Annotated in this window: 15 protein-coding genes; 11 read left to right on the plus strand and 4 right to left on the minus strand. The window is 67.7% G+C overall.

Annotated elements, in window-relative coordinates; genetic code table 11:
- The first annotated feature begins 10 nt into the window (after window positions 1-10).
- The 7 genes from AC3WOB_RS05885 (at window position 11) to AC3WOB_RS05915 (ending at window position 7005) form a co-directional block, all read left to right on the plus strand.
- On the plus strand, window positions 11-1081 hold the full coding sequence (locus AC3WOB_RS05885; protein WP_492274480.1) for an ABC transporter substrate-binding protein: 1071 nt from the start codon (window positions 11-13) through the stop codon (window positions 1079-1081).
- A complete protein-coding gene (locus AC3WOB_RS05890; RefSeq protein ID WP_492274481.1) occupies window positions 1065-2150 on the plus strand; it encodes a FecCD family ABC transporter permease in 1086 nt (361 codons plus the stop codon). Before AC3WOB_RS05885 ends, AC3WOB_RS05890 begins: the two co-directional genes overlap by 17 nt.
- Window positions 2143-2880 (plus strand): ABC transporter ATP-binding protein, encoded by a 738-nt coding sequence (locus AC3WOB_RS05895; RefSeq protein WP_492274482.1) that lies wholly within the window; start codon window positions 2143-2145, stop codon window positions 2878-2880. The genes AC3WOB_RS05890 and AC3WOB_RS05895 overlap by 8 nt, the downstream gene beginning before the upstream one ends.
- 3 nt (window positions 2881-2883) lie before the next feature.
- Window positions 2884-3489 (plus strand): hypothetical protein, encoded by a 606-nt coding sequence (locus tag AC3WOB_RS05900; protein ID WP_492274483.1) that lies wholly within the window; start codon window positions 2884-2886, stop codon window positions 3487-3489.
- The gene (locus AC3WOB_RS05905; protein WP_492274484.1) at window positions 3486-4136 is read left to right on the plus strand and encodes a hypothetical protein; all 651 of its coding nucleotides are present in this window, start codon (window positions 3486-3488) and stop codon (window positions 4134-4136) included. Before AC3WOB_RS05900 ends, AC3WOB_RS05905 begins: the two co-directional genes overlap by 4 nt.
- Window positions 4137-4191: 55 nt before the next feature.
- Window positions 4192-6351, plus strand: a complete 2160-nt coding sequence (locus AC3WOB_RS05910) for a TonB-dependent receptor (RefSeq protein WP_492274485.1) — start codon at window positions 4192-4194, stop codon at window positions 6349-6351.
- Window positions 6352-6465: 114 nt separating this feature from the next.
- On the plus strand, window positions 6466-7005 hold the full coding sequence (locus AC3WOB_RS05915; RefSeq protein WP_492274486.1) for a hypothetical protein: 540 nt from the start codon (window positions 6466-6468) through the stop codon (window positions 7003-7005).
- Between the two features lie 39 nt (window positions 7006-7044).
- Here AC3WOB_RS05915 and AC3WOB_RS05920 read toward each other — a convergent pair whose 3' ends face one another.
- From AC3WOB_RS05920 to AC3WOB_RS05930, 3 genes are all read right to left on the minus strand, one after another.
- A complete protein-coding gene (locus AC3WOB_RS05920; protein ID WP_492274487.1) occupies window positions 7045-7800 on the minus strand; it encodes an amino acid ABC transporter ATP-binding protein in 756 nt (251 codons plus the stop codon).
- Complete coding sequence (locus tag AC3WOB_RS05925; protein WP_041656162.1) at window positions 7797-8477, minus strand: ABC transporter permease subunit; 681 nt, start codon at window positions 8475-8477, stop codon at window positions 7797-7799. Before AC3WOB_RS05925 ends, AC3WOB_RS05920 begins: the two co-directional genes overlap by 4 nt.
- An 84-nt stretch (window positions 8478-8561) precedes the next feature.
- On the minus strand, window positions 8562-9344 hold the full coding sequence (locus tag AC3WOB_RS05930; protein WP_492274488.1) for an amino acid ABC transporter substrate-binding protein: 783 nt from the start codon (window positions 9342-9344) through the stop codon (window positions 8562-8564).
- 194 nt (window positions 9345-9538) lie between these two features.
- Between AC3WOB_RS05930 and AC3WOB_RS05935 the strand changes: the two genes are divergently transcribed.
- Together AC3WOB_RS05935 and trhA are read left to right on the plus strand one after the other, a co-directional pair.
- Window positions 9539-10624: a P1 family peptidase gene (locus AC3WOB_RS05935; RefSeq protein WP_492274489.1), complete on the plus strand. Its 1086-nt coding sequence runs from the start codon at window positions 9539-9541 to the stop codon at window positions 10622-10624.
- Between the two features lie 85 nt (window positions 10625-10709).
- Entirely contained in the window at window positions 10710-11339 is a 630-nt protein-coding gene (gene trhA / locus AC3WOB_RS05940) for a PAQR family membrane homeostasis protein TrhA (protein WP_492274490.1), read from the plus strand.
- 7 nt (window positions 11340-11346) lie between these two features.
- On the opposite strand, the gene AC3WOB_RS05945 is transcribed toward trhA, so the two are convergent.
- Window positions 11347-11820 (minus strand): Lrp/AsnC family transcriptional regulator, encoded by a 474-nt coding sequence (locus AC3WOB_RS05945; RefSeq protein WP_013395867.1) that lies wholly within the window; start codon window positions 11818-11820, stop codon window positions 11347-11349.
- A gap of 138 nt (window positions 11821-11958) precedes the next feature.
- Here AC3WOB_RS05945 and kynU point away from each other — a divergent pair, with 138 nt between their 5' ends.
- Together kynU and AC3WOB_RS05955 are read left to right on the plus strand one after the other, a co-directional pair.
- Window positions 11959-13209: a kynureninase gene (gene kynU, locus AC3WOB_RS05950; RefSeq protein WP_492274491.1), complete on the plus strand. Its 1251-nt coding sequence runs from the start codon at window positions 11959-11961 to the stop codon at window positions 13207-13209.
- Window positions 13210-13285: 76 nt separating this feature from the next.
- Window positions 13286-14692: an amino acid permease gene (locus AC3WOB_RS05955; protein ID WP_492274492.1), complete on the plus strand. Its 1407-nt coding sequence runs from the start codon at window positions 13286-13288 to the stop codon at window positions 14690-14692.
- Window positions 14693-14702: the final 10 nt, after the last annotated feature.

Here is a 14702-nt window from a genome sequence, read left to right on the forward strand (position 1 = left end):
CAGCTCCCACATGACTTTCTCAGCGTATTTCCGCGCCGCCGTGGCGGCAGGCGCTCTCTTGTCGTCCGCCGCCGGCGCGACGCCCATCGTGTTCAAGGACATGCTGGACAATGCCGTCAGCCTGCCCGCCCCGACGCAGCGCGCGGTGACCCTGCCCATGCCCGCCGGATCGCTGCTGATCTCGCTGGACGGGGGCGCGGAGCACCTGGCCGGCATGCATCCCAGCGCCTACGGCCTGATGAAGGACGGGTTGCTGGCGCGGATCTTCCCGGCCACGGCCGCGGTGCGCACGGACATCACCCGTTCCGGTTTCGTGCCCAATGTGGAAACGCTGCTGCAGATGCAGCCCGACCTGGTGTGGCAATGGGGGCATATGGGCGACGACCTGCTCGCGCCCCTGCGCAATGCCGGGCTGCCGACCGCGGCGCTGGTGTACGGCACCGAGGACCGCACCCGCGAATGGATACGCCTGATCGGCCTGTCGCTGGGCCAGGAGGCCCGCGCGCAAGCGCAGTTGCGCTGGCGCGATCAAGTGCGGGCGGAGATCCGCGCCGTCACGGATGCCATCCCGGCCGGCCAGCGGCCAGGCGTGCTGTACCTGTCGCGCCATGCGCCGCAGCTGCGCGCCGCGGGCGGCAACACCAGCTTCGAGGATGACATCACGCTGGCGGGCGGACGCAACGTCTCCGCATCCATTGCCAGCGGCCAGACCGTGAACATCGAGCAGATCATGGCCTGGGCGCCCGAGGTTATCCTGCTGAACAATTTCGAGCCGGGGTTGACGCCGGAAACCTTGTACCGCGACCCGCTGTTCGCCGACATACCCGCCGTGCGCGAACGCCGCGTCTACAAGGTGCCGCTGGGCGGCTATCTGTGGGATCCCCCCAGCCAGGAATCGCCCTTGTATTGGCAGTGGCTGAGCCTGCTGCTGCACCCGGAAAAATTCTCCTGGCCCTTGCGGGACAACATCGCCCGGGCCTACGGCGAACTCTATGGCTATCAGCCCGGCGCGGACGAGATCGACGCGGTGCTGCGCCTGAAAATGAATCAAGGGGCCGCGGGCTATGAACGCTTCCGTTGAAACGGCGCGCGCGCCGGGCAGGGCGGTGTCCACGCGCCAGGGCGCATGGTCGTGGCCGTGGCTGCTGATGGCGCTGGCGCTGCCGCTTTCCGTGCTGGCGGCGCTCTGCGTCGGCCGCTATCCGCTCGCGCTGTCGCAGGTGTCCAGCGTCCTGGCCGGGCTCGCCTTGCCGGACGGCTTGGCGGCTTGGCTGCCGTCGGTCAGCGCCACGGAGCATCGCGTGGTCTTGCAGGTGCGCTTGCCGCGGGTGCTGCTGGCGGTGCTCGCAGGATCCAGCCTGGCCATGTGCGGTGCGGCGTTGCAGGGCGCCTTTCGCAATCCGCTGGTCGGTCCGCAGATCCTGGGCATTTCCTCGGGCGCCGCATTTGGCGGCTGCGCGGCGATCCTGCTGTTCTCGTCGCTGTGGGCGACGCTGGGCCTGGCGTTCGCCGGCGGCTTGCTGGCGGTGGCCATCGTCTATCTGCTGAGCCGCACCAACGGCCGCACGACCATTTTGATGCTGGTGCTGGCGGGCGTGGTGACCAGCGCCTTTTTTTCCGCGCTGATCTCGCTGACCACCTACTTCGCCGATCCGAATGACAGCCTGCCGGCCATCGTGTTCTGGCTGATGGGCAGTTTCGCCACCGCAACCTACACCAAGCTGGCGGCGGCCGTGCCGCCCGTCGTGGCCGGCATGGCGCTGCTGTACGCGCTGCGCTTCCGCATCAATGTGCTGTCGCTGGGCGACGAGCAGGCCAGCGCCATGGGCATTGCCGTCGAGCCCTTGCGCTGGCTGCTGTTGGGCTGCGCCACGCTGGTGGTCTCGGCCAGCGTGGCCGTATCGGGCACCGTGGGTTGGGTAGGGCTGGTGGTGCCGCACATCGCGCGCATGCTGGTCGGTCCCGACCACCGGGTGCTGCTGCCCGCCAGCGCCCTGATAGGCGGCACCTACATGGTGTGGGTCGATACCGTGGCCCGCAGCGCCACCAGCGCCGAGATTCCGCTGGGCGTGATTACCGCGCTGATCGGCGCGCCGCTGTTCGCATGGCTGTTGCGCCGCGCCCAGCGCGGGGGAGCGCAGCATGCTTGAGCTGAAGCAATTGGCCGTGCAGGCCGGCGGCCGCCGCCTCTTGAGCGATCTGTCGCTAAGCCTGTCCGCCGGACAGATCCTGGCGGTGCTGGGGCCGAACGGGCGCGGCAAGACCACGCTGCTGCGCACCATCCTCGGACTGAACTCGCCTGCCGCGGGCAGCGTCCGTCTGCAGGGCCACGCTGCCTATGTGCCCCAGCGCAGCGACACGCTCTATGCCTATGACGTGCTGACCATGGTCAGCATGGGCCGCGCGCGCCATCTGCGCTGGTACGCATCGCCCGGCGCGCACGACTGGCGCATCGCCCGCGAATGTCTGGGCGAAGTTGGCCTGGCGCATCTGGCGGACCGTCCCTTCCACGCCTTGAGCGGCGGCGAACAGCAACTGGCCTGCATCGCGCGCGCCATGGCCAGTGCCAGTCCCATGATCATCCTGGACGAGCCCGCGGCCGCCCTGGACCTGCGCAATCAGGACGTGGTCCTGTCGCTGCTGCGCCGGCTGGCGCGCGAACAGGGCCTGGCCGTGGTCTTCACCACGCACCAGCCGCAGCACGCGCAGCACATCGCCGACCAGACCCTGCTCATGCATGCCGATGGCTGCGAAGCCGGTCCGACCTCCGCTATGTGCGTCGACGAACGCCTGAGCCGCCTGTACGGCCTGCCGGTGCGCGTGGCCACCTTGCGCGGCGAAGCCGGCGACATCCTGGGCGTGATCCCTGTCTTCCGTTGAATCATGAAAAACACTATTGCCTACCTGAACAACTGGACCGGTGACGGCCCTGCCGCGCTGACTGGCGGCGCCGCGCCGCGCGCCGCCTGCCTGCCGCTGTATCAGCTGCATGAACGCGATCTTTCCGGCTACCGCGCGCTGTTGGTCCCGGCGCACACCGACCAGCGCTACTTGCTGGAGCACAGCGCGCTCCTGGAAGACTATCTGGAAGCGGGCGGCATGCTGGTCTTCAACGGCCATGTCGCCTATCCCTTCCTGTGCTGGCTGGCGCCCTTCGTGCCGGGATCCGGCGCAGGCATCGCGGGCCTGCGGGTGCAGCGTGCAACGCCCCATCCGGTGTTCGACGGCGTGGACCCCGAACACCTGACGTTCCGGCGCGGCGTGGCGGGTTTCTATGCGCGCGGCGGCAATCCCGCGCCGGACGGCGCGCAGGTACTCAACACGCTGGGTCCCGATGACCAGCCCATCGACTGGGTCCTGGCCCTGCCAGGAGGCGGACGCCTGCTGGTGCATTCCGGCAATGACCTGTGGATGTACGCCGGCAGCGCCGACAGCGCCGGCCGCATCGTTCCCCAACTGTTCGACTGGCTGCAGGGAGACGCGGCATGACCGCAGGACGCACCCCCGTGATCGCGGCGCTGGACGCCGGCACCTACTACCACCATCGCACCTTCCGTACGCCGGACCTGATGCCTCACATCGACCGGACTATATATCTCCGCGACCTGGACGAGGCCTCGCTGCGGGGCTGCGACGCGTTGATCGTGTCGTGCCGCAGCAATCCGGATCTGCTGGTGCCGCACCGCGATCTCTGGCGCCGCTTCCTGGCCGCCGGCAAGACCCTGGTCGCCATGGGCGAAACCCATTCCGAGCGCTGGCTGGACGGCGTGCGCTGGACCCCGTCCGAAGTGAATTTCTGGTGGTGGAAAGAGCCGGGCGCCGATTCCGGCCTGCGCCTGGCGGCGCCCGCGCATCCGCTGTTCAGCACCCTGACGCTGGCCGACGCCACCTGGCACCAGCACGGCTCCTTCGAACCGCCGCCAGGCGCGCTGTCCTTGATCGACAAGGCCGGCGCCGGATCGGTGCTGTACGAGGACAGGCACAGCACGCCGGGTCGCCTGATCGTGACCTCGCTGGACCCGATGTATCACCACGGCAGCTACTTCATGCCCGCTTCCAGCCGGTTCTTGCGTGGCTTCCTGCCCTGGCTGAGGGATTCCACGCCGGCCATCGATCAAGACCTGCCTCCCGCCTGACGAGGCGCGGACCGCCGCGCCCATTCCGATTTTGCCCCCTCTCTTGTGTGCATGTATGCAACGCTCCTATCTTTATGCCCCCTTGGTCGGCGCCGGACTGCTGACCGCCGCCATCGCCGCGCCCAGCGCCGCGGCCGACGTAGCGCAATTGCCGTCGATCCAGGTCACGGCCGACGGCCAGCCCGATGACGGCCGCCTGCGGCCCATGGGGGCCACGCCGCCCGCGGCCTCGATCGACCACAACGTCACGCAAGCCGTCAGCGTGGTCGACAGCCAGGACATCGATCGGCTGAACACGATGAGCACGCTGGACCTGCTGGGCCGCGTGCCCAACGCCACCGTCAGCCGTAGCGGCGGCATCGCCGGCACGCTGTTCCTGCGCGGACTCAATACCAACGACATGCGGGTGCCGATGTTCATCGACGGCGACCGCTTCCGCGGCCGCAACACCTTGCAGTTCATGCTCATCAGTCCGACCGAGATCGAACAGGTCGAGGTGGTGCGCGGGCCGAACTCCTCGCGTTTCGGCAGCGACGGCCTGGGCGGGCTGGTCAACTTCGTCACCAAGCGGGCGCATGGCAATCTGAGCCAGCCCTTCGGGTTGAATGGCGGCGAAGCCTCGGTCACGTACAACACCAACGGCAATGGCGTGCAGAGCAATGTGGCGCTGGAAGGCGCCGGCGACGGCTTCGACCTGCGCGTCTACGCCACCGGACGCCGCGCCAGCAACTACGACAGCGCGGCGGGCGAAGTGCCCAACAGCGACTTCCGCGGCGCGGGCGGCGGCATCGTGCTGGGCTACATGCCCGATGCGCGCCAGCGCATCGAGGCCAGCGCGCGCGTGGCCTATGTGAAGGACGGCGCGGCCGGCACGGTGCCGCAGTATCCCTTGAGCTACAGCCGCCGCGATCCGCTCAAGGTCAAGCAGGGCAGGCTGGCCTACAGCGGCGAGTTCGATGGCGTCATCAGCGCGCTCAAGGCCAGCGTCTATGTGAACGAGTTCGGCACCGTCATGGCCACGCACAACCAGACCAATCCGGCGCGCGTGGTGGATGCGCGCAGCAATGTGATCGGGCCGGTGGTGTGGGGCGGCAGCGTCGCGGCAACGGTGCCGTGGGCCGACACCAATACGACTTTCGGCCTGGACTTCATGCATGAGCGCCGTCCCGGATCGGAATCGCGCAGCGACATCACCGTGCGCCGCCCCAACGGCACCACCACGACCACCAGCACGTCCTATGCCAAGACCGGCCCTGACCAGTACCAGACCAACGTCGGCGCATTCCTGACCACCGAATGGAAGCCCGCGCCGAAATGGACCGTTACGGCAGGCGGCCGCTTCGACTGGTTCAAGTCCGACGTGGGGCTGGAGCCCTTGCCCTCGCCCAATCTGCTGCCCGCGTTCCGCGCCGCGCAGAACGCCACCGAAACCGCCACCACCGGCAGCCTGGGGCTGGCCTACCGCGCTACCGAGGTGGTCGAATTGCTGGGCAGCGTGGGCAGCTCGTTCCGCATGCCGTGGACCTCGGAAATGTTCAGCAGCGGCTATACCGGAACCAGCTACACCATTCCGAACCCCGGCCTGAAGCCGGAACGCGGCGTCACCGTGGAAGCCGGCACCCGGCTGCACTTCGAGCAGGCCACCGTCGGCCTGACCGCCTTCCGCAGCAACTACAGCGACTTCCTGGAGAACGTCACTACCTCCTATGAAGGCCTGCCCGCCACGCAGCGCCGCAACGTCGGCCGGGCGCGGATCCAGGGCCTGGAACTGGACTGGCGCTGGCAGCTGAGCCGCGAGGTCAATCTGTACGGCAACGCCAGCTACCTGCACGGCACCAACCGCACGACGGACACGCCGCTGCAATCGATCGCGCCCTTCAGCGGCCTGCTGGGCGTGCAATACATGAGCCCCAACGAGGCCTATGCGCTCAGCGGCGAACTGCAGTGGGCCAAGGGCCAGAGCCGCTACGCCGAGCGCACCGAGTATCCGGCCGCGGGCTTCGGCGTCGTGAACCTGTACGCCCAGTTCCAGCTGGATCGCCTGGGGCTGCCGCAGGCCGGCAATACCCAGGTCGTGCTGGGCGTGAACAACCTGTTCGACCGCGCCTACCGCACGGCGGCGACCTCATCCAACGTGGCCTATGCCATGACCGATCTGAATCCGCTGCTGGAACCCGGCCGCAGCTTCAGCCTGACGCTGCGCACGCGCTTCTGAATTCGCCAGCCCACCTGGGCGCGCCCTGGCGCGTCCTTCAACCCTAGACCCATCTTTGCGCCAGCGGGCCGCCATGGCGGCGGTCCGTGACCGCGCACGACACGGAGATATTCCATGACTACCCCCGAACAACGCGCTTCCTCCTTGACCGTGACGGCCGAGGAGGGGCCGCTGCCCATCTGTTTCGACGCCGTCCAGGCCTACCATGGCCACGGGGCGCTGGCCATGCTGGCGCTGACCTTCCAGGGCCTGCGCGGCGCGTTGCCGAAGCTGGAGCAGGACGGCGTGCCGGCGCCGCGCAAGGAATTGTCCGTCATTAGCGGACATCCCGGTCCGGGCGTGCGCGACGCGTTCGAATTCGTCACGCGCGCCGTCACGCGCGGCTGCTACACGGTGGACCTGACGCTGCCCGAAGCGCGCTATAGCCGCAGCGCGGACAAGTCGTATAGCTTCCATCTGCGCCGCGGCGCGCGCAGCGTCCAGGGCGTGCTGCGTCCCGGCGTGCTGCCGCCGGAATTCTTTGATTTGCTCGGTAATCCGGCGCCTGACGCGCAGCGCGTCCACGCCCAGTTGCGGCGCGACATCGCCGCGCGGGTCGTCGTCGCCGAACCGGAATCGTTGTTCGATTATGTCGTGACGGACAGCGAAAACTGAGGCGGCACGGGCGGCGGGCCGGGCGGGACTTCCGCCGTCCTACAGCGCCGCTTCCTGCGTCAAGGTCGAAATGAACGCGGCCGTGCGCGGGTCCGCCGGCTGGCTGAACAGCGTGCGCGAATCGCCGGACTCGACCACCGTGCCGTCCAGCAGGAACACCACCTCGCGCGACACGCTGGCCGCCAGGCGCAGGTCATGGGTGGCCATCAGCATGGTCATGCCTTCGGCTGCAAGCTGGCGCAGCACGTCCACCACTTCGGCCGCCAGGCCAGGGTCCAGCGCCGAGGTCGGCTCGTCGCACAACAGCACGCGCGGCGCGGGCGCCAGCGCGCGGGCGATGGCCACGCGCTGCTGCTGGCCGCCCGACAGATTGGCGGGCCAGGCGTCGCGCTTTTCCAGCATGCCGACCTTGCGCAGCAGTTCCTCGGCGCGGGCGCGCGCGCGGTCCTGCGGCCACTTCTGTACCGTCAGCAGCCCTTCCATGACGTTGCCGATGACGGTCTGGTGCGGGAATAGCTGGAAGTTCTGGAACACCATGCCGGTCTGCTTGCGCACGCGCTGGACCTGATCGCGCGAGAGCTTGCGGCCGGGCTCGAATTGCACCGTCTCCGGTCCGATCTCCAGCGTGCCGCGGTCGGGAACTTCCAGCAGGTTCACGCAGCGCAGCAGGGTGCTCTTGCCGCTGCCGGAGGGACCGATCAGGGCGGTGACGCTGCCTTCGGCGATGCTCACATCCACCTGCTTGAGCACGGGATTGCCGCCGAACGCCTTCTCTATCTTTTCCAGGCGGATCATCGGTTTTTCTCGTTAAAGACCGCATGCTGGCCGAAGCGCCGTTCCAGGCGGACCTGCGCGGCGGACAGCACGGAGCTGAACACCAGGTAGATCAGCGCGGCCTCGGTGTACAGGATCAGCGGTTCATAGGTGACGGCGGCGATGCGCTGCGCGGCCTGGAAGATCTCGGGCACGGTCAGCACCGCCGCCAGCGAGGTGTCCTTGACCAGCGCGATGAAGGAGTTGGACAGGGGCGGCACCGCCACCCGCGCCGCCTGCGGCAGGATGGTCCGGCGCAGCGCCTGCGCGCGCGTCATGCTCAGCGAATAGGCCGCTTCCCACTGGCCCTTGGTGATGGACTCGATGGCGCCGCGTATCACTTCCGAGTTGTACGCGCCGACGTTGAGGGTGAAGCCGATCAGCGCGGCGGGCAGCGGGTCCAGCACGATGCCGACGCTGGGCAGGCCGTAGAAGATCACGAACAACTGCACCAGCAACGGCGTGCCGCGGATCAGCCAGACGTAGAAGCGCACCAGGGCCACCAGCGGCGCGGGGCCGAACAGGCGGATCAGCGCCACCACGAAGGCCAGGGCCAGGCCCAGCGCGAACGACATCAACGTCAGCGGGACCGTGAACATCAGCCCCGCGTGCAGCAGCGGCCAGAACGAGTCCAGCATCAGCTGTACCCAGGCCGGCACCGCCCAGTTGCCGAGTTGCGCCAGCAGCCAGTCGGGCAGGACGGATTGCAGCCAGGGGGGTAGCGTCATGTGCGCTCCGCTCGCTTATTGCGCCGACAGGTCCGTGCCGAAGTACTTGACCGAGATGGTCTTGTAGGTGCCGTCCGCCTTGATGTCGGCCAGCGCCTTGTTGATGGCGGCCTGCAGCTCGGGGTTGCCCTTGCGGATCAGCACGCCCGAATTGCTGAATTCGGCGGTCTTGTCGGTGGCGGCGATCTTTACGCGGGCGTTGGGCTTCTGCTTCTTGAAGTCCAGGAACGACAGGTTGTCGTTCACGGTGGCCTCGACCCGGCCCGAGGTCAGCAGGTCGATGGCTTCATTGAAGCCCTGCACCGCGATCACTTCCGCGCCGTGCTGTTGCGCCAGCTTGCCGAAGTTGCTGGTCAGCGTGTTGGCGGACTTCTTGCCCTTCAGGTCGTCGAAGGACTTGATGCTGGTGTTGTCGTCCCGCACGATCAGCACCGCGGCCGACGAGATGTAGGGATCGGAAAAATCGTATTTGGCGCGGCGCGCGTCGGTGATGCCGACCTGGTTGATCACCGCGTCGTAGCGCTTGGCGTCCAGGCCGGCGATCAGGCCGTCCCACTTGCCTTCGACGAATTGCGCCTTGACGCCCAGGCGTTCGGCGATGGCGCGGCCGATGTCCACGTCAAACCCGGTAAGCTGCCCGGATGCGTCGTGGAAAGTGAAGGGGGCGTAGGTGCCTTCGGTGCCGATCTTGAACACGCCGGCGGATTTGATCTGGTCCAGTCCGGATTGGGCGTGGGCCGCGGACAAGGCGGCGACCTGGACCAGGCCGGCGACGAACAGCGTACGGAAGAGTTTCATGGCGGTGCTCCACGGATGGCAGATATCTCGGTGGAGAGCATCCGTGCCTGCAATGCCCTCCGGCGTAGCCGCACTCTAACAACGCGTCTATTTTTCCACAAAGCATAAGGAATAGTAAAAATATAGCTGCAAGTCATATGACGATACCCATGCCCCGGCGCCCGGCGACCGGGGTTCATCCAGGCAGGACTTCGATGGAGAGCGGTGTGGAACAGCAATGGAACAGGCGGGCTTTCATGATGGCGGCCGCAGGCGCGGCGGCGGCAAGCGCAATGCCCGCCCAGGCCGCGGACGGCACGCGGCCGATGCCGGGCAGCGGCAGCATCACGCAAGTGGCGGGGCTGCGGGTGGGGCACTACACCGACACGCGCCGCCCGACGGGCTGTACCGTCATCATCGCCGAGGCCGGCGCGACCGCCGGGGTCGATGTGCGCGGCGCGGCGCCCGGCACACGGGAAACCGATCTGCTCAATCCCGTGAACATGGTCGAAAAAGTGCACGCGGTGGTGCTGTCCGGCGGCAGCGCCTTTGGCCTGGACGCGGCCTCGGGCGTCATGCGCTATCTGGAAGAAAAGAAGATCGGCTTCGACGTGGGCGTGGCGCATGTGCCCATCGTGCCCTCGGCCATCCTGTTCGACCTGGGAGTGGGCGACGCCTCGATCCGGCCGGATGCGGCGGCCGGCTACCAGGCCTGCAAGTCGGCCACCGACGCCGCGCCGCAGGAGGGCAACGTGGGCGCCGGGGCCGGAGCGACGGTGGGTAAGCTGTACGGCCCCAAGCGCGCCATGAAGGGCGGCATCGGCAGCGCGTCGCTGACCGTGGCGGGCGTGACCGTGGGCGCCATTGTCGCGGTCAATGCGGTGGGCGACGTGGTGGACCCGGCCACCGGACGCATCCTGGCCGGCGCGCGCACCTCTGACGGCAAGATGCTGCTGGATACCCGAGCCGCCATCCTCGCGGGCGACCTGCCCAAGTCCATGCGGCCGGGCACCGCCACCACCATCGGCCTGGTCGCGACGGACGCCAAGCTGACCAAGGCGCAGGCGCAGAAGATCGCCGGCATGGCGCACGATGGCCTGGCTCGCACCATCAATCCCATCCACACCATGCTGGACGGCGACACCATCTTTGCGCTGGGCACCGGCACCTCCGGCAAGCCGGGCAACGTGATGCTGCTGGGCGTGATGGCCGCCGAGGCCATGGCGATCGCGGTGCAGCGCGCCATTCTCTCGGCGCGCGCGCTGGAAGGCTATCCGGCGGCGGTGGACTTCGTCGCCTGACGCCATGCCGCCCTGACCTCGGCTTGTCACACAACCGGACCATCATGGGTGGCGCCGGCGCGTGGCCGGCGGGCGGAGGGCGTGCATGTACAAGGGCGAACGATTCAACGGCGCGACGCACCTGGCCGGCCTGGCGCTCGCCGTGGCGGCCTCGGGCGCGCTGATTGCCCGCGCCGCCGAACTGAAGGTGGACACGCGGCAGGTCGTTGCCTGCGCCGTGTTCGCCGCGTCGATGATCGCGGTCTATGCCTCGTCGGTGCTGTTCCATTGCACCCGCGGCCGCCGCAAGGCGTTATGGGCCAAGGCCGACCATTGCGCGATCTACCTGCTGATCGCCGGCACCTACACGCCGCTGGCCTACGGGCCGGTGGAGCACGGCTGGGGCGCGGCCATGGGCGTGGCGATCTGGGCGCTGGCCGCGGTCGGCATCAGCCGCGAACTGTGGTGGGCGCGCGGCGCGGCGCCGGCCCTGCCGCTGTATCTGGCGATGGGCTGGTTGGGCGTGATGTTTGCAGCGCCGATAGCGGGCGCCTTGTCCGCGGCCGGGCTCGCCTGGCTGCTGGCGGGCGCGGCGGTCTATACCGCCGGCACGCTGTTCTACGTCAACGACCAGCGCTGGCCGCACGCGCACGGCATCTGGCACCTGTTCGTCATGGGTGGCACGGCCTGCCATTTCGTGACGGTGTTCGGCTTTCTGCGGTTGGGCCCGGCCTGATCGGGCCCTAGCGCCAACTGGCCAGCGGCAGCATGCCGCCGCGGTTCTTCACTTTGCGCATGACGATATGCGAGGACAGATTCCGCACGCCCGGGATCTTGCTGAGCTTGTCTTCGACGAACAGTGAGAACGCCTTCAGATTGCGCGTGCTCACTGTCAGGATGTAGTTGGACGCGCCGGTCACGATGCTGGCCTCGGTGATCTCGTCATGCAGCGCGATGCCGGCCAGGAACTCCTCGTGCCAGCCCGGGCGCGACTGGTCCAGCGACACATGGACGATGGCCTCCAGCTCGAAACCCAGCTTTTCCGCGTCCAGCACGGCGCGATAGTTGCGGATCAGTCCGCTTTCCTCCAGGGCGCGCACCCGCCGCAGGCAGGCCGAGGGCGACAACGCCACCTGCTCGGCCAGGTCCTGGTTGCTGAGGTGGCCGTCTTCCTGCAGCCGGTAAAGAATGCGCTGGTCTATGGCGTCGATCTGCATGGTGCAATCAAATTCCAAAAATACGGATTACGTGCAATTCAATGCGGAAACCTAGGGTATTCCGCGCCTGATTTTGCAATTTATCAGCCCGATCGCGCTGATAGTATGTACCCAGAATATAGCCTCTTGGAGCAGAAAATGAACACCCGCGACGCCTGCGTCAACGCCGACCGCCAGGACCCCCTGGCGCCCCTCAAAGACCGTTTCGACCTGCCGCCCGGCGTGCTCTACATGGACGGCAATTCCCTGGGTGTGCTGCCCAAGGAGGCCGCCGCCCGCGCCGCCGCCGTGATCGGCCAGGAATGGGGCACGGGCCTGATCCGCAGCTGGAACACCGCCGGCTGGTTCGAACTGCCCGCCCGCCTGGGCGACAAGCTGGGCCGCCTGCTGGGCGCGCGCGAAGGCGAGCTGGTCGTGACCGACACGACCTCGCTGAACATCTTCAAGGCGCTGGCCGCCGCCCTGCGCATCCAGCAGCACCAGCACCCGCAGCGCCGCGTCATCCTGTCCGAACGCGACAACTTCCCCACCGATCTCTACATGATTCAGGGCATGATCGACCTGCTGCAGCAGGGCTACGAAATGCGCCTGATCGACGACGAACTGCCCCTGGAAAAGGCGCTGGACGAGTCCGTGGCGGTGATGCTGCTGTCGCACGTGAACTACCGCAGCGGCCAGATGCACGACATGGCCGCCGTGACCGCGCTGGCGCATGAGCGCGGCGCGCTGGCCATCTGGGACCTGGCGCACGCCGCGGGCGCGGTGCCGGTGGACCTGAACGGCGCCAACGCCGACTTCGCCGTGGGCTGCACCTATAAGTACCTGAACGGCGGTCCGGGCTCGCCCGCCTTCATCTGGGTGGCGCCGCGCCACACCAAGGACTTCTGGCAGCCGCTGTCCGGCTGGTGGGGCCACACGCGGCCGTTCGACATGGCCGTGGCCTACGAGCCGGCGGGCGGCGTGCGCCGCTATCTGTGCGGCACCCAACCCATCGTGTCGCTGTCGCTGGTGGAATGTGGTCTGGACGTGGCGCATGCTGCCGACATGGCCGAGGTGCGTAAGAAATCGCTGGCATTGGGCGATCTGTTCATCGCGCTGGTCGAAGAGCGCTGCGCCGACCACCCCTTGACGCTGGTGACGCCGCGCAAGCACGCCGACCGCGGCAGCCACGTCAGCTTCCGCCATCCCAACGGCTTCGAGGTGATGCAGGCGCTGATCGCGCGCGGCGTGATCGGCGACTACCGCGAGCCCGAGGTGCTGCGCTTTGGCCTGACGCCGCTGTACTTCGGCTACGCCGACGTATGGGACGCCGTCGACATCCTGAAGGACGTGCTGGATACGCGCTCCTGGGACAGGCCGGAATTCAAGCACCGCGCCGCCGTGACCTGAACGCCGCAACGCAACCGTATTGCGCGGGCCGAACCGGCCCTACATCCACAAGAGAGCGCAGGACCTGGAGGAGACAATGCAACAACAGAAAGGATTCGGCCAGATCGCCGAACGCGAGCAGGGCTTGAAACGGCGGCTGACCTCGGGGCAGATGAGCATGATTGCCATCGGCGGCGCCATCGGCACGGGCCTGTTCCTGGGCAGCAAGTTCGCCATCGGCTTCGCCGGACCCAGCGTCATCATCAGCTACGCCATCGGCGGCCTGATCACGCTGCTGCTGATGGGCTGCCTGGCGGAAATGACGGTGGCGCATTCCACCTCGGGCTCGTTCGGCGCCTACGCCGAGCACTACGTCGGCCCGCTGGCGGGCTTTCTGGTGCGCTATGCGTACTGGTCCTGCGTGGTGCTGGCGGTGGGCACGGAAGTCACCGCCGTGGCGGAGTACATGAAGTTCTGGTTCCCGGACGTGCCGGGCTGGCAGTGGGTCTGCCTGTTCTCGGCGGTGCTGATCTTCATCAACGCCATGAGCGTCAAGACCTTCGGCACGGTCGAATACTGGTTCTCCACCATCAAGATCACCGCCATCGTGGCCTTCATCATCCTGGGCGCCTATGTGGTCTGGGGCAATCCGCAGTACGGCACGGCGCTGTACACCTCGCACGGAGGCTTCTTCCCGAACGGCGTCTGGGGCATGTGGATCGCCGTGGTCATCTCGATCTTCAGCTACCTCAGCGTGGAGATGATTGCGGTGGCGGCGGGCGAGGCCGAAGATCCCGAGCGCGCGGTCAAGCAGGCCTTCCGCGCCACCATCGTCCGGCTGGTGGTGTTCTACTTGCTGACGCTGGCGCTGATCCTGGCCATCGTGCCCTGGGACGAGGCCGGCAAGGGCGGCAGTCCCTTCGTCAAGGTGATGCAGGCGCTGGAGATTCCGGGGGCCGCGGGCGTCATCAACTTCATCGTGCTGGTGGCGGCGCTGTCGGCCATGAACAGCCAGCTGTACATCACCACCCGCATGATGTTCAGCCTGTCGCGCGCCGGCCATGCGCCGTCCGCCTTCGGCCGGCTGAGCCGCAACGGCACGCCGCTGAACGCGTTGCTGCTGTCGACCAGCGGCATCGCCATCGCCGCGGTGCTGAACGTGCTGTACCCCGAGACCTCGTTCACGCTGATGATGGCGATTTCGATGTTCGGGGCGCTGTTCACCTGGATGATGATCTTCGTGACCCACTACTGCTTTCGCCGCCGCTGGGCGCGCGAAGGCGGGGGCAAGCTGTCGTTCCGCATGCCGGGCTTTCCGGTGCTGACCCTGCTGGGCGCGGGCGCGATGCTGGCCATTCTGGCCACCACCTACTTCACCAGCGTCTTCAAGATGACGCTGGTGTTCGGCGTGCCGTTCCTGCTGGTGCTGGCCGTGTTGTACCAGCTGCTGTTCCGCCGCCGGGGCGAAACCGTGGCGCTGACCCCGCGCGATCAGCGCTCCTGATGTTGCCGCG

The organism is Achromobacter sp. FW305-C-30-7, assembly GCF_058783105.1.

Coding starts and splice junctions, on each gene's coding strand:
- AC3WOB_RS05920 (WP_492274487.1), bottom strand. CDS start 7,800: ATGATCCGCCTGGAAAAGATAGAGAAGGCGTTCGGCGGCAATCCCGTG.
- AC3WOB_RS05915 (WP_492274486.1), top strand. CDS start 6,466: ATGACTACCCCCGAACAACGCGCTTCCTCCTTGACCGTGACGGCCGAG.
- AC3WOB_RS05930 (WP_492274488.1), bottom strand. CDS start 9,344: ATGAAACTCTTCCGTACGCTGTTCGTCGCCGGCCTGGTCCAGGTCGCC.
- AC3WOB_RS05890 (WP_492274481.1), top strand. CDS start 1,065: ATGAACGCTTCCGTTGAAACGGCGCGCGCGCCGGGCAGGGCGGTGTCC.
- AC3WOB_RS05955 (WP_492274492.1), top strand. CDS start 13,286: ATGCAACAACAGAAAGGATTCGGCCAGATCGCCGAACGCGAGCAGGGC.
- AC3WOB_RS05905 (WP_492274484.1), top strand. CDS start 3,486: ATGACCGCAGGACGCACCCCCGTGATCGCGGCGCTGGACGCCGGCACC.
- AC3WOB_RS05900 (WP_492274483.1), top strand. CDS start 2,884: ATGAAAAACACTATTGCCTACCTGAACAACTGGACCGGTGACGGCCCT.
- AC3WOB_RS05895 (WP_492274482.1), top strand. CDS start 2,143: ATGCTTGAGCTGAAGCAATTGGCCGTGCAGGCCGGCGGCCGCCGCCTC.
- AC3WOB_RS05910 (WP_492274485.1), top strand. CDS start 4,192: ATGCAACGCTCCTATCTTTATGCCCCCTTGGTCGGCGCCGGACTGCTG.
- kynU (WP_492274491.1), top strand. CDS start 11,959: ATGAACACCCGCGACGCCTGCGTCAACGCCGACCGCCAGGACCCCCTG.
- AC3WOB_RS05935 (WP_492274489.1), top strand. CDS start 9,539: ATGGAGAGCGGTGTGGAACAGCAATGGAACAGGCGGGCTTTCATGATG.
- trhA (WP_492274490.1), top strand. CDS start 10,710: ATGTACAAGGGCGAACGATTCAACGGCGCGACGCACCTGGCCGGCCTG.
- AC3WOB_RS05885 (WP_492274480.1), top strand. CDS start 11: ATGACTTTCTCAGCGTATTTCCGCGCCGCCGTGGCGGCAGGCGCTCTC.
- AC3WOB_RS05945 (WP_013395867.1), bottom strand. CDS start 11,820: ATGCAGATCGACGCCATAGACCAGCGCATTCTTTACCGGCTGCAGGAA.